The sequence below is a fragment of the Streptomyces zhaozhouensis genome, from assembly GCF_900230195.1.
Classification (GTDB): domain Bacteria; phylum Actinomycetota; class Actinomycetes; order Streptomycetales; family Streptomycetaceae; genus Streptomyces; species Streptomyces zhaozhouensis.
Genome location: NZ_OCNE01000007.1, coordinates 125,528 through 139,991, shown reverse-complemented (window position 1 = coordinate 139,991; position 14,464 = coordinate 125,528). Strand labels below are relative to the sequence as shown.

Annotated in this window: 9 protein-coding genes; 4 read left to right on the top strand and 5 right to left on the bottom strand. The window is 74.9% G+C overall.

What is annotated here, in order from left to right; translation table 11 throughout:
* The first annotated feature begins 3 nt into the window (after window positions 1-3).
* A complete protein-coding gene (locus tag CRP51_RS12590) occupies window positions 4-2,517 on the top strand; it encodes a DEAD/DEAH box helicase (RefSeq protein WP_097231200.1) in 2,514 nt (837 codons plus the stop codon).
* On the opposite strand, the gene CRP51_RS12585 is transcribed toward CRP51_RS12590, so the two are convergent.
* From CRP51_RS12585 to CRP51_RS12570, 4 genes are all read right to left on the bottom strand, one after another.
* Window positions 2,489-3,367 carry a DUF6397 family protein gene (locus CRP51_RS12585; RefSeq protein WP_097231199.1) on the bottom strand — a complete coding sequence of 293 codons (879 nt, stop codon included), beginning with the start codon at window positions 3,365-3,367 and terminating at the stop codon, window positions 2,489-2,491. The two genes, CRP51_RS12590 and CRP51_RS12585, sit on opposite strands and share 29 nt — an antisense overlap.
* Window positions 3,368-3,745: 378 nt before the next feature.
* The gene (locus tag CRP51_RS12580) at window positions 3,746-4,138 is read right to left on the bottom strand and encodes a roadblock/LC7 domain-containing protein (protein WP_097231198.1); all 393 of its coding nucleotides are present in this window, start codon (window positions 4,136-4,138) and stop codon (window positions 3,746-3,748) included.
* A 421-nt stretch (window positions 4,139-4,559) separates the two neighbouring features.
* A complete protein-coding gene (locus tag CRP51_RS12575) occupies window positions 4,560-4,742 on the bottom strand; it encodes a tail-anchor membrane protein (protein WP_097231325.1) in 183 nt (60 codons plus the stop codon).
* A 146-nt stretch (window positions 4,743-4,888) separates the two neighbouring features.
* Window positions 4,889-5,986, bottom strand: coding sequence for a fatty acid desaturase family protein (locus CRP51_RS12570; RefSeq protein WP_097231197.1), 1,098 nt, complete (start codon window positions 5,984-5,986; stop codon window positions 4,889-4,891).
* Window positions 5,987-6,200: 214 nt separating this feature from the next.
* On the opposite strand from CRP51_RS12570, the gene CRP51_RS12565 reads away from it, so the two are divergent.
* Window positions 6,201-9,113 (top strand): SCO1167/SCO6262 family helicase, encoded by a 2,913-nt coding sequence (locus tag CRP51_RS12565; RefSeq protein WP_097231195.1) that lies wholly within the window; start codon window positions 6,201-6,203, stop codon window positions 9,111-9,113.
* A complete protein-coding gene (locus CRP51_RS12560) occupies window positions 9,110-10,387 on the top strand; it encodes an SWIM zinc finger family protein (RefSeq protein WP_212615894.1) in 1,278 nt (425 codons plus the stop codon). The genes CRP51_RS12565 and CRP51_RS12560 overlap by 4 nt, the downstream gene beginning before the upstream one ends.
* On the opposite strand, the gene CRP51_RS12555 is transcribed toward CRP51_RS12560, so the two are convergent.
* Complete coding sequence (locus CRP51_RS12555) at window positions 10,360-11,169, bottom strand: SGNH/GDSL hydrolase family protein (protein ID WP_097231194.1); 810 nt, start codon at window positions 11,167-11,169, stop codon at window positions 10,360-10,362. The two genes, CRP51_RS12560 and CRP51_RS12555, sit on opposite strands and share 28 nt — an antisense overlap.
* Before the next feature lie 324 nt (window positions 11,170-11,493).
* On the opposite strand from CRP51_RS12555, the gene CRP51_RS12550 reads away from it, so the two are divergent.
* Window positions 11,494-14,430, top strand: a complete 2,937-nt coding sequence (locus tag CRP51_RS12550) for a glycoside hydrolase family 2 TIM barrel-domain containing protein (protein ID WP_097231193.1) — start codon at window positions 11,494-11,496, stop codon at window positions 14,428-14,430.
* The last annotated feature ends 34 nt before the right edge of the window (window positions 14,431-14,464 follow it).

The window sequence follows — 14,464 nt, the reverse complement described above, 5'->3', positions numbered from 1 at the left end:
ACGGTGACCCTTATCGATCAGATGCCGCAGAACAGTGACCCCGACGCCCTCTTCGACGCGTTCTCGTCGTGGGCCGACGAGCGGGGGATCACCCTCTACCCCGCCCAGGAGGAGGCGCTGATCGAGGTGGTCTCCGGGGCCAACGTGATCCTCTCCACGCCCACCGGCTCGGGAAAGTCGCTGGTGGCGGCGGGGGCGCACTTCGCGGCGCTGGCCTGGGACGAGGTGACCTTCTACACGGCGCCGATCAAGGCGCTGGTCTCGGAGAAGTTCTTCGAGCTGTGCAAGCTCTTCGGCACGGAGAACGTCGGGATGCTCACCGGCGACGCCTCCGTCAACGCGGACGCCCCGGTGATCTGCTGCACCGCCGAGGTGCTGGCGTCGATCGCGCTGCGGGACGGGGCGCAGGCGGACGTCGGCCAGGTGGTGATGGACGAGTTCCACTTCTACGCGGAGCCGGACCGGGGGTGGGCCTGGCAGATCCCGCTGCTGGAGCTGCCGCAGGCGCAGTTCGTCCTGATGTCGGCGACGCTCGGCGACATGACCCGCTTCGAGGAGGACCTCGGGCGGCGCACCGGGCGGCCGACCGCCGTGGTCCGCTCGACGACCCGGCCGGTGCCGCTCAGCTACGAGTACCGGACGACGGGGCTGACGGAGACGCTGACGGAGCTGCTGGAGACCCGTCAGGCGCCGGTCTACATCGTGCACTTCACCCAGGCGCAGGCGGTGGAGCGGGCCCAGGCGTTGATGAGCATCAACATGTGCACCCGCGCCGAGAAGGACGAGATCGCCTCGTTGATCGGCAACTTCCGCTTCACGACGCGCTTCGGCCGGAACCTGTCGCGTTATGTCCGGCACGGCATCGGGGTGCACCACGCGGGGATGCTGCCCAAGTACCGGCGGCTGGTGGAGAAGCTGGCGCAGGCGGGTCTGCTGAAGGTGATCTGCGGCACCGACACCCTCGGTGTCGGGGTCAACGTCCCCATCAGGACGGTGCTGTTCACCGCGCTCACCAAGTACGACGGGAACCGGGTGCGGGTGCTGCGGGCGCGGGAGTTCCACCAGATCGCGGGGCGCGCCGGCCGGGCCGGCTACGACACCTCCGGCTTCGTGGTGGCGCAGGCGCCGGAGCATGTGGTGGAGAACGAGAAGGCGTTGGCCAAGGCGGGCGACGACCCGAAGAAGCGCCGCAAGGTGGTGCGCAAGAAGGCGCCGGAGGGCTTCGTCAACTGGAGCGACCAGACCTTCGAGAAGCTGATCGCGGCCGACCCGGAGCCGCTGACGTCGCGTTTCCGCGTGACCCACGCGATGCTGCTGGCGGTGATCGCCAGGCCGGGCGACCCGTTCGCCGCGATGCGGCGGCTGCTGGAGGACAACCACGAGCCGCGCCGGCAGCAGCTGCGCCACATCCGGCGGGCCATCGCGATCTTCCGTTCGCTGCTGGACGGCGGGATCGTGGAACGGCTGCCGGAACCGGACGCGCAGGGGCGCACGGTGCGGCTGACGGTGGACCTCCAGGCGGACTTCGCGCTCAACCAGCCGCTGTCGACGTTCGCGCTGGCGGCGTTCGAACTGCTCGATCCGGAGTCCCCCTCCTACGCGTTGGACATGGTCTCGGTGGTCGAGGCCACGCTGGACGACCCCCGGCAGATCCTGGCGGCCCAGCAGAACAAGGCGCGGGGCGAGGCCGTGGCCGCGATGAAGGCCGAGGGGATCGAGTACGAGGAGCGGATGGAGCGGCTGATGGACATCGGCTATCCCCGCCCCCTGGACGAGCTGCTCTTCCACGCCTTCGGCCTGTACCGCAGGAGCCACCCCTGGGTCGGCGACCATCCGCTGTCGCCGAAGTCGGTCGTCCGCGACATGTACGAGCGGGCGATGACCTTCTCCGAGTTCGTCTCGCTCTACGAGCTGGCCAGGACCGAGGGCATCGTGCTGCGGTATCTGGCCAGCGCTTACAAGGCGTTGGAGCACACGGTGCCGGAGGACCGGAAGTCGGAGGACTTCCAGGACATCACGGCGTGGCTCGGCGAGCTGGTGCGTCAGGTGGACTCCAGTCTGCTGGACGAGTGGGAGCAGTTGGCCAACCCCGAGACGGAGGACGCCGAGGAGGCGCGGGAGCGGGCCGACCAGGTGCGGCCGGTGACGGCGAACGCGCGGGCCTTCCGGGTGCTGGTGCGGAACGCGATGTTCCGCCGGGTGGAGCTGGCGGCGCTGGACCGCTACAGGGAGCTGGGGGAGCTGGACGGGGACGACGGCTGGGACGCCGAGGCGTGGCGCACCGCGCTGGAGGGCTACTGGGAGGAGTACGACGAGCTGGGCACCGGCCCGGACGCCAGGGGACCCCGGCTGCTGGCGATCGAGGAGCACCCGGAGGACGGTCTGTGGCGGGTGCGGCAGACCTTCGCCGACCCGGCGGGTGACCACGACTGGGGCATCTCGGCCGAGGTGGACCTCACCGCCTCGGACGCAGAGGGCCGCGCGGTGCTCAAGGTGATCGACGTCGGGGCGCTGTGACGGCGGGCAGCGGGCGCTGACGGGCGAGGCGGAGCGCGGCCTCCAACTGCTCCCGGTACCAGCCGGCTTCCTCCGGGTCGTGCGCGGTGAGCAGCCGCCGCACCGTGCGCCACGGGCCGGCGGCGAGCCGGGCCGCGACCAGGGGCGGGCGCAGCCGGCCGAGCGCGGCCCGCTCGGCGGGGTCGGGCACGGCGGCGCGCAGGTCGCCGAGCGGCAGCACCGCGGCGGGAACGGCCGCCGCCTCCCAGGGGCCGGCCGCCTGCCCGACGAGCAGCCCGGTGCGTCGGGCCCGCCATCGGCGCGGTCGCCAGTCGTGTCCCCTGCTGAGCGTGTGCCGCAGCCCCTCGGGCAGGGCGCCGGTCAGCAGGGCGGGGCGGCGGCGCGCCAGCCGCAGCAGCTCGACGGGCGGATAGCGCCAGGCGATCACGCCGTGCTCGGTGAGGAGGAACTCGCAGGGGCTGAAGCAACCGCCCCTGGCCAGGCGGGAGAAGCGGGCGGTGCTGACGCCGAGCAACTGGGCGCCGGCCGCCGCGCTCACCGGGTGGCGCGGGAGCCGCCGGCCCACCGGGGGCCGGGGCAGCGGGCCGGCCCGGCGGCGCGCCCGGGGAGCGGCACGCTCCCACCGCCCGGGGCGGCGGGCGGGCGCCAGGCCGCCCGGGACTCGCCACGGTCGGTGACGGACCAGCCTGCGGTGCCGTGCCAGGTCCTCCGTGACGCCGGAGCGGGGCGCAGCCGGGACGCGGGTGATGAGGGGGTGGTCGAACAGGCGGGCCGCGCGGGGCTCCTGACGACGCCCGGTCGCGGTGGCGCCCCGCGCCGGGGGCGCCGCGAGGACCGCGTGCCCCGTCACCGTCCTCCCCGGCGGTGCGCCTCCCGCCCCGCTCGGGGGCGTCGTCCCGGCGTCCCGCCGCGGCAGGCGGGCGTGGCCGAGGCCGCGGGTGGTCGTCGCCGCGCGGCCGGGGCCGCGGGTCTCGGCCGGGGACAACACCAGCGCGCGCGGGGGGAACCGCGGGGGCGAGAGGTCGGACGGGGACGGGCTCCCAAGACGCATGACTACCTCCAGCAGGCATCGCTTACTGTCGGTAGTCAGCCTAGCCGCGCCCACCCGTAGGCGCAACCCTGAGTAACCAGAAGATCACGGTCCGCCGCCCGCGTCCCGGTGAGCGCCCCGCCACGGCACGCCGCACCGCCCCGCCGACCGCCCCCGGGACCTCCCCGGTCACAACGGCTAGAGCGCCTCGCGCGCCGCCAGCCCCATGTGCTCGCCCACCTTGTTGACCAGCAGCGTCATCTCGTAGCCGACCTGCCCCACGTCCGCGTCGGGCCCGGTGAGCACACACAGACAGCTGCCGTCGCCGGCGGAGGTCACGAAGAGCACTCCGTCGTCGAACTCGATCATCGTCTGCCGCACATCGCCGCAGCCGAAGTGGTCCCCGACCCCCTTGGCCAGGCTGTGCAGTCCGGAGGCGACGGCGGCCAGATGCTCCGCGCTGCTGCGCCGGAGCCCTCGGCTCACCGAGGTCACCAGTCCGTCGCTCGACAGCAGCAGAACGTGCCGCACACGCGGCAGTCGCTGCGCCAGGTCGTCCAACAGCCAGTCGAGCGTGGTGCTCAGTGCCATCCCCAGCTCCCCCTTCTCGTAAGGCGACTGCGGTGTCAGCCTTCCCCAGCGAGCGGTTGTGAGCAACCGTCTGACCCCCACCGCTATCCGGAAGGGACCGTACCGTTTCCGCGCCTCCTCGGCACGGGCGGGGGGTGCTCACCGGGCCGAAGGGCCCGTGGCACGCGGTGGCGGGCCCCGGCGGCGGGCCGGGACCCCGGGTGAGCGTGGCGGAAAGACGGCGGGAAGACGCCGAGAAAACGCCGTGAAAAGTGGGGCGGGAAGGTCGACAAAGCGATGTTGACCCGCCGGCCCGGCTCGCGACCGTCCGCCGGGCGCCGAGGCAGCGGCGCGCGGTCGGCCGCACGTCCGTCCGGGGCCGCTCGCGCCGTGCCCCGCGTCCCTCAAAGGCGCCCCGCGCCGCGCTCAGCGACGTCGCGGGTCAGCGGCCGAGCTCCTTGCGGCCCACCCGGCGCAGGCGGGTGCGCTGCGAGGAGTCCAGCAGGAAGTACGCGCCGACCGGGATGCCCACCATGACCAGCAGGGCGATCCAGAAACTGGTCAGCCACCAGAGAATCACCCCGGCGCCCAGCGCGCCGATCGCGACCTTCGCGCCTCTACTCATGATCAGCACCTCCTCCTCACCACGGCGAGGGTCGCCGCGGCACTGTGTCAACGTCTCTCCAGTGTCCACCGTTCCACGCGAGGGTGCCCCGGCCTCGCCGGGGCACCCTCGCGCTCAGCCCTCACCGCCCGACGGGCGCCCGACGGTCAGCCCTTCTCGCCCCGGCGCGCGGCGCGGCGGTCGGCCCGCAGGTCGGCGCCGACGCTGTGCATGTGGGTGAGCGCCTGACGGTAGGAGTCCAGCAGGCTGGTCTCGGCGTAGGAGACGCCGATGGAGCGGCAGTAGTCGCGGACCAGCGGCTGGGCCTTGCGCAGGTTGGAGCGCGGCATGTTCGGGAAGAGGTGGTGCTCGATCTGGTAGTTGAGCCCGCCCATCATCCAGTCGGTGAACGGGCCGCCGCGCACGTTCCGCGAGGTCAGGACCTGCTTGCGCAGGTGGCCCCAGCGGACGTCCGGGTCGGGCATCTCCATGCCCTTGTGGTTCGGCGCGAAGACCGCGCCCAGGTGCAGGCCGAAGAGCATGTGGTGGATCAGCGCGAAGACGAGCGCCTTGCCCGGACCCATGGCGGTCACCAGCAGCGCGACGTAGGCGACGAAGTGGACGACCAGCAGCGAGGCCTCCACGGCCCGGGCCCGGCCGCGCCCCTCCCAGCCCTCGCGGGAGGCGACCATCTGGACGCTGGCGACCTTCAGCGCGATGCCTTCGAGCAGCAGCAGCGGGAAGAACAGCCTCGCCTGGTTGCGGGTGAGCCACTGGGCGAAGCCGGTGCGCTTCTCGGCCTGCCCCTCCGTCCACACCAGCACGCCCTCGCCGACGTCCGGGTCCTTGTCGATGTGGTTGGGGTTGGCGTGGTGGCGGTTGTGCTTGTCGTTCCACCAGGCGGAGCTCATGCCCAGCAGCAGGTTGCCGTGGAAGAGCCCCAGCCGCCGGTTCACCTTGCGGCTGGTGGCGATCTGCGAGTGTCCGGCGTCGTGCCCGATGAACGCCGTGCGGGTGGAGAACAGCGCCATGGGCACGGCCAGCAGGACGGTCCACCACGAGTCGCCGGAGAGCAGCACGGCGGTGATCACCAGCGCGAGCGCCAGGGCGTTGACGCCGAGGTGGACGGCGTACCAGCCCAGTCGGCGCTCCAGCAGTCGCTCTGCCTTGACCTGCCGCGACAACGGGGTGAACTCGCCGGCGTCGGGCGTGGCCGAGGACGGCGCCGAGCGCGACGGTGGCACGACGGCGGTGGGCTGAGGCATGGAGACTCCGGTACGGGATAAGGGATGATGCGCTCAGTCTAGGAGACGCTCACGGTGGGTCACTATGGCCGCAACCCCCCGAGTGGGGGTGTACCCAGCGACACCCCCCGGAGCGACTCGGGCCGTTTTGGGCCTCCTTCGGCGTTTCCGGTCGCCCCTCTCGTTGGGGTACCCTCGGCCGTCGCCCGCCGACTAGTCAAATTTGAGGAGCCGCGTGTCAGCGAGTCCGCCGACCCCGTCGCAGGTCACCGCCCTCCTGGAGCTCGCCGCCACGGTGCTGCCGGCCGATCCCCCTCGGCTCTCCCGGGTCGCCTTCTGGTCGCCGGACGGTTCGGCGCCCGAGGTGCCGGGGCTGCCGGTGGAGGAGGTGACGGTGGCGCTGCCCACCCCCGACGGCGCGGTCGCGGTCACCGCCGTTCCCGCCGTCGCCCTGCCGGTCGGCTCCGCGCTCCCGGCGCTGACCAGGGCGCGGGCCGCGCGCACGGCCACGCCGGCGGCCCGCTTCTGGGGGGCCGCCGCCGTGCTGGCGCTGCAACTCGCCGCGCGCGGAAGGCTGTTGCCGGGAGTGACCGCCGGCGACCACGACGCGTGGCGACTCGGGCCGCTGGAGGCCGCCGACACCGAGCGGCTGCGCGCGCTGGCCGAGGCGATGCCGCCGCACGCACACGCCGTTCCGCTGCCCGAACCCGACACGGACGGCGGGCCGTTGCTGCCGTCGCCGGCGACGTTGCTGCGCACCTTCCTGGACGCCGTCGCCGACGGCCTGCCGCGCACCCCGGCCGCCGCGCTCGCCGCCGGCTCCCCGGCGTTCGCCGCGCGGGAGCCGGTGCGGGTGCCGGAACGGCGGGCCTGGGCCGGCGAGGTGGCGGCCGGCCACGACGCCGGGGTCGGGCTCTCACTGCGGATGGAGCTCCAGGCGCCGGCCGGCGACGCCGCCCCGGACGAGGCGCGCTTCCGCGCGGTGCTCCAGGCGCACAGCCTGGCCGACCCCGCGGTGGTCGTGGACGCCTCGGCGCTGTGGGCCGAGGACGGCCCCGGTGCCGAGCACTTCGGTCCCGGCGCGCGGCGGGACGCGCTGCTGACCCTGCGGCGGGCGGCGGCCGCGTGGGAGGCGCTCTCGCCGCTGCTGACCGCGCGCGTGCCGGACGCGCTGGAGCTCGCGGACGAGGAGGTCGGCCAACTGCTGGGCGAGGCCACCTCCGACGCGCTGCGCGCCGCGGGACTGCGGGTGCACTGGCCACGGGACTTGGCACGTTCCCTCACCACCAGGGCGGCGATCGGGCCGGCCCGCGACACGGACGGCGACGGGGGCGGCCGGGTGCCGGGGCTGTTGAACCCGGACGCGCTGCTGGCGTTCGAATGGCGCTTCGCGGTGGGCGAGACGCCGCTGACGCGCGCCGAGTTGGACCGGCTCGCCGAGGCGGGGCGTCCGCTGGTGCGGCTGCGCGACCAGTGGGTGCTGCTCGCTCCCGAGGAGCTGCGCCGCGCACGGGAGCGGCAGGACGGCAAGATGCCGGTCGGCCAGGCGCTGGGCGCCGTGCTGACCGGACGGACGGAGGCGGGCGGCGAGCCGGTCACCGCCGAGGCCACCGGCTGGCTCGCGACGCTGCGGGACCGGCTGGCCGACCCGGAGCGCGCCGTCGGCGAGCCGGTGCCGCAGCCGCCCGCGCTGCGCGCGACGCTCCGCGACTACCAACGGCGCGGCCTCGACTGGCTGGACCGGATGACCTCCCTCGGGCTGGGCGCGTGCCTCGCGGACGACATGGGGCTCGGCAAGACGGTCACGCTGATCGCCCTGCATCTGCACCGGCAGCGCACGCCGGCGACGGCCGGCCCGACGCTGGTGGTGGCGCCCGCCTCGCTGCTGGGCAACTGGCAGCGGGAGATCGAGAAGTTCGCGCCCGCCACCCCGGTGCGGCGTTTCCACGGCAGCGAACGGGAGCTGTCCGGGCTGGCGCCCGGCGCGTTCGTGCTGACCACCTACGGCACCATGCGGCGGGACGCCGGACGGCTGGCCGAGGTGGAGTGGTCGCTGCTGGTCGCGGACGAGGCGCAGCACGTGAAGAACGCGTTCTCCGCCACCGCCCGGCAACTGCGCACCGTCCCGGCCGCCGCCCGGGTGGCCCTGACCGGCACCCCGGTGGAGAACAACCTCTCCGAGCTGTGGGCGGTACTGGACTGGACGACCCCGGGGCTGCTGGGGCCGTTGACCGCCTTCCGCCGGCGGTACGCCGACGCGGCGGAGGACGGGGGCGACCCGGCGGCGGCCGAGCGACTGGCCCGGCTGGTGCGGCCGTTCCTGCTGCGCCGGCGGAAGTCCGACCCGGGGATCGCCCCCGAGCTGCCGCCGAAGACCGAGACCGACCGGGCCGTCACCCTCACCGCGGAACAGGCGGGACTGTACGAGGCGGTGGTCCGCGAGGGGCTGGCCGAGGTGCGCGGCAGCGCGGGCGTGGCGCGGCGGGGCCTGGTGCTGCGGCTGCTCACCTCGCTCAAGCAGATCTGCGACCATCCGGCGCAGTACCTCAAGGAGGACGAGCCGCGACTCGCCGGCAGGTCCGGCAAGTTGGAGGCGTTCGAGGAACTGGTGGACAACGTCGTGGCGGCCGGCTCCAGCGCGCTGGTCTTCACCCAGTACGTGCGGATGGCACGGCTGTTGGAGGCGCGGCTGGCGGAACGCGGCGTGGCGAGCCTGCTGTTGCACGGCGGGACGCCGGTGGCGCGCCGGGAGGAGCTGGTGCGGCGGTTCTCGGCGGGCGAGGCGCCGGTCTTCCTGCTGTCGCTGCGGGCCGCCGGCACCGGGCTCAACCTCACCAGGGCCGAACACGTGATCCACTTCGACCGCTGGTGGAACCCGGCCGTGGAGGCACAGGCCACCGACCGGGCCTATCGGATCGGGCAGGACAAGCCGGTGCAGGTCCACCGGCTGATCGCCGAGGGCACGGTCGAGGACCGGATCGCCGCGCTGCTGCGGCGCAAGCAGGCGCTGGCGGACGCGGTGCTCGGCGGCGGCGAGGCCGCGTTGACCGAGCTGGACGACGCGGCGCTGACGGAGTTGGTGACGCTGCGCCGGGAACCGGCCGGCGGGGCGGAGCGGGTGACGGGCGAGCAGGGGAGCGAGCGATGACCGAGGAGGAGAGGGTGCTGGCCCCGCTGCCGCCGGCGCACGGCCGGGGGTTCGCGGTGACCTGGTGGGGCCGGTCGTGGCTGAGCGCGCTGGAGGACGGCGCGCTGGACGGCGCCCAGCTGCGGCAGGGACGCCGGCACGCGCGCGCCGGCGCGGTCGGCGCGGTGTCGGTGCGGCCGGGGCGGCTGACGTCGGTGGTGCGGACGGGACGCGGCGAGGCGCGCCGGGCCGACGTGCTGCTGCGGCGGCTGGACGACGCGGAGTGGGAGCGGCTGCTGGGCACGGCGGCGCGGGAGGCTGGCCATCTGGCGGCGCTGCTGGACGCCGAGCTGCCGCCGGCGCTGGTCGCGGACGCGTCGGCCGCCGGGGTCGACCTGCTGCCTGGCATCGGGGAGTTGGAGCCGACCTGCGAGTGCGACGAGTGGGACCACTGCGTGCACACGGCGGCCCTGTGCTACCAGACGGCGCGGCTGCTGGACGAGGACCCGTTCCTGCTGTTGCTGCTGCGCGGGATGGGGCGCGAGGAGCTGCTGGCGCGGCTGCGGCGGCGCTCGACGCGGCCGGCGGCGGCCCCGAGGGGCCAGGCCGGGGTGCCGGCGGCCGAGGCGTACGCGCGGGAGGTGCCCGCGCTGCCGGAGCCGCCGCCCGCGGTGGACGGGCCCGGGTCCGTGCCGGGGCTGGTCCCCGACGACCGGGGCGAACTGGACGCGGCCGCCCTGGAGTTCCTGGCCGCCGACGCCGCACGGCGCGCGCACCGGCTGCTGGCCCTGGCGCTGGCGCCGGGGCAGGCGCCGTGCGCGCCGGAGCCCGTGCCGGGGCTGTGGGAGGACGCCGTGCGGCTGGCGGCGGGCGGTGAGCCGCCGACCGCGGTGAGCCGGCGGCTGGCCGCCGGCTGCGGGCGGCGCGGGGTGGAGCTGGCCATGGCGGTGCGCGCCTGGCGGGTCGGCGGTGCGCCGGCGCTCGCGGTGCTGGAGGCGCCCCCCGCGCCCGACCCGGGCGCCGAGGAGGAGTTGACGCGCGCCCTCGCGGAGGCCGGCGAAGGGGCGGCGCCCCGCGCGGGCGGCGGGCGCTGGACGGTCGCGGGCGGCGAGGTGCAGCTGCGGCACGGAGCCGGCCGGTGGTGGCCCTACCGCAAGGAGAGGGGCCGCTGGTGGCCGGCCGGGCCCGGGGAGACGGACCCGGTGACGGCGCTGGCCGCCGCCCGGGAGCTGTCCCGAACGGCGGCCGTGGCGCCGGGAGTCGCGGCTCAGGCGAGCGACTCGAAGACGGCGTAGTAGCCGCCGGACTGGCCGGCCGCCGTCGGGTGGTAGGAGTCGCCCACCGGCACGGTGACGCTGTGCAGCCACTCGTCGTCCGAGCAGATCTCGTGCCCGGTGAACGCCGACCGGACGTCGCCGTAGGTGAAGCCGTGGGCGGCGGCGCGGTCGCCGGTCACGGCGCTGAGGTTGTCGGAGGCGCTGTTGATGGCGGCCCGCGACTCCTCGCTGATGCCGAGGGCGCAGCCGCCGTCCAGCTCGTACATCCGCGGGTAACCGAGCACCACCACCTGCGCGTTGGGCGCCGCGGCGCTGATCGCCTCGTAGGCGGCGTCCAGGCGCCCCGGCAGCGTGTCGCTGATGTAGGTGTTGGCCTCGGCGACGGCGGCCACGCAGGCGTCGGTGCCCTGGAGCACGCAGACCTGCATGGTGTCGGCGAAGCCCGCGTCGTTGCCGCCCACGCTGACGCTGACCAGGGTGGTGGAGGCGCTCAACGGCCCGAGCTGGTCGTTGATGACGTCCGTGGTCACCGCCCCCGAGCAGGCGGTGAAGGCGAACGAGGACGGGCCGTTGGCGTCCGCCCACAGCTCCGGGTAGGCGACGGTGCTGCGGCGGCAGTCGCCGCTGGCGTCGTCGTAGGAGCCGGCGCCCACTCCCGAGGAGTAGGAGTCGCCCACGGCCACGTACTCGGCGGCCGCGGTGGGGGACGCGTCCGCCTGGGCCGAGGTGGGGGTGAGTGCGGTGACGCCGAGCACGGCGGCCGCGGTGGCGACCGTGGCCAGACAGCGGCGTACGTTCATGGAACCTCCCGATTGATCAGTGGGGGGACGGGTGGTGCCCCAGGGCTTACCCCACCCAAATCCTGTCCATGCCAAGTGGATTGGCCGAGCACCGTGTCCAACGAGCGGTGGCGGCACGCGGCAACGCGCCGCGCGGGCGCGGCCGGTGGGCCCTCCGGGGCGGCCGCCCGGAGGGGCGCGGGAGGCAAGTGCGCAGACGGCGACGCAGGAAGCGCTTACCCGGCGGGGGTTGTCGAGACGACGCTCCCCGTTCTAGCGTCTTCCAACAGCAGGGCACACATATCAACATGCGACGGGCTGGTCGTCGCGGACGCGAGGAGACACATGCGGAATCGCCCCGAGGACGCACCGCTCCCCTACTACGAGGACTTCTCCCCCGGCCACGGCGACCTCCCGCCGCGGGCCTGGCGGCCGGCCTCCGACGCGGCCCGGCTCTCCCTCGACGGCACCTGGGACTTCCGGCTCTCCGACACCGCCGAGGGCGCGGACACCGCGTTCGCCACCGCCGAGGACTTCCGCCCCGACGCGGCGGCCGGCTGGCACCCGTTGGCCGTCCCCGGCCACTGGGTGCTCCAGGGCCACGGCGCGCCCGCCTACACCAACGTGCGCTACCCCTTCCCCGTCGACCCGCCCCGGGTCCCGACGGAGAACCCGACCGGCGACCACCGCCGCGTCTTCGACCTGCCCGAGGAGTGGCCCGAGGACGGCGAGAGCGTGCTGCGCTTCGACGGCGTCGAGTCCTGCGCGCGGGTCTGGCTCAACGGGCGGGAGCTGGGCGTCTTCCAGGGCAGCCGGCTGCCGCACGAGTTCGCCGTCGGCGGGCTGCTGCGCCGCGCCGGGAACGTGCTGGCCGTCCGGGTGCACCAGTGGTCGGCCGGCAGCTACCTGGAGGACCAGGACATGTGGTGGCTGCCCGGCATCTTCCGGGAGGTCAACCTGCTGCACCGGCCGGCCGGCGCGGTCGAGGACCACTTCGTGCACGCCGGCTTCGACCACGCCACGGGCGAGGGCGTGCTGCGCGTGGAGTCCTCCCCCGCCGGCCGGGTGCTCGTGCCGGAGCTGGGCCTGGACCTGGCGACCGGCGAGGAGGCACGGGTGCCGGTCGAGCCGTGGACGGCGGAGACGCCCCGGCTCTACACCGGCGAGCTGGTCACCGAGGGGGAACGCGTCGAGCTGCGGATCGGCTTCCGCACCGTGGCGATCGAGGACGGGCTGTTCAAGGTCAACGGCCGCCGGGTGCTCTTCCGCGGCGTCAACCGGCACGAGTTCCACCCCGAGCGCGGGCGCGCGCTCGACCTCGCCACCATGCGCGAGGACGTGCTGCTGATGAAGCGGAACAACATCAACGCCGTCCGCACCAGCCACTACCCGCCGCACCCGGCCTTCCTCCAGCTCTGCGACGAGCTGGGGCTGTGGGTCGTCGACGAGTGCGACCTGGAGACCCACGGCTTCTGCGACTTCGAGGACTGGCGCGGCAACCCGGTCGCCGACGAGCGGTTCACCCCGGCGCTGGTGGACCGCGCCCGCCGGATGGTGGAGCGCGACAAGAACCACCCCTCGGTGGTCGTCTGGTCGCTGGGCAACGAGTGCGGGGCCGGCGAGGGCCTGGGCGCGATGTCCCGCTGGATCCGGGAGCGCGACCCGGAGCGCGCGGTCCACTACGAGAACGACCACACCTCCAGGGACAGCGACTTCTACTCCCGGATGTACGCCCCGCACGCCGAGGTCGAGCTGATCGGCCGCCGCGAGGAGGAGGCGCTGGAGGACCCGGAGCTGGACGCCCACCGCCGCTCCTCGCCGTTCCTGCTGTGCGAGTACGCGCACGCGATGGGCAACGGCCCCGGCGGGCTCGCCGAGTACCAGCGCCTCTTCCGGGAGCACGAGCGGTGCCAGGGCGGCTTCGTGTGGGAGTGGATCGACCACGGCTTCCCGAAGACCACCGCGGACGGCGTCCCCTACTTCGGCTACGGCGGCGACTTCGGCGAGGAGCTGCACGACGGCAGCTTCGTCTGCGACGGGCTGCTCTTCCCCGACCGCACGCCCTCGCCCGGGTTGCTGGAGTACCGCAAGGTCATCGAGCCGGTGCTGATGGAGATCGACCCGGTCGCCGGCGTGGTGGAGGTGAGGAACGACCAGGACTTCGCCGACCTGGGCGCGTTCGCCTTCGAGTGGGTCTACGAGGTCGAGGGCGAGTCCGTCGCCGGCGGACCGCTGACCGTGCCGCCGCTCGGTCCCGGCGCCTCCGCCCGGGTCGAGCTGCCCGGCCGGCCGGGCACCGACCGGCCGGGCACCGGCGTGTGGACCGTGCGCGCCGCGCTGGCCGCCGACACCGCGTGGGCCGCGCGCGGCCACCGCGTGGCCTGGGCCCAACGGGCCGTGGGCGAGCGGGCGGTGGAGCCCGCGCCGACGACCCCGGGGCCCGCGCCGCGCCGGACCGACGAGGGGATCGCGCTGGGCCCCGCGCTCTTCGACGCGCGCGACGGCGCCCTGCTGCGGCTCGGCGGGCTGGCGGTGCCGCACGCGCCGCGGCTGGACGTGTGGCGGGCGCCGACCGACAACGACCTGGGCGCCTCCTGGCAGGACGACGAACGCCACGCGGAGGTCTGGCGCGCGCTCGGCCTGGACCGGATGCGCCACCGGCTGGACGGCGTCGCGCTCGCCGACGACGGCCTGACCGTGCGCTCCCGGGTGGCCCCGGCCGCCGCCGAGGTCGGACTGGCCACCACCTACCACTGGCGGGCCGTGGGCGACGAGCTGCTGCTCACCGTCACCGTGCAGCCGGAGGGCCCCTGGCGGTCGACGCTGCCGAAGGTGGGGCTGCGGCTGGGCCTGCCGGCCGCCTACGGGACGGTCACCTGGTTCGGCGGCGGGCCGGGCGAGGCGTACCCCGACACCCGGCAGGCGGCCGCGCTCGGACGCCACCGCGCCACCGTGGACGCCCTCCAGACCCCGTATGTGCGCCCGCAGGAGAACGGCGCCAGGGCGGACGTCAGGTGGGCCGAGCTGGCGGCCGACGGGGCGCCGACGCTGCGGGTGACCGCCGTCGACGAGCCGTTCACGCTGACCGCGCGGCGCTGGACGCCGGAGCACCTGGACGCGGCGCGCCACACCAGCGACCTGGTGCCCTCGGAGACGGTCTGGGTGCATCTCGACCACGCCCACCACGGCATGGGCAGCCAGTCGTGCGGCCCGGGGCCGCTGCCGGAGTACCACCTGCTGCCGAGGGAGTTCCGCTTCGCGGTGCGGCTCGCCGCGCGCTGACACCGGCGGGGGTCCCCGGGCTGGCCGCCCGGGG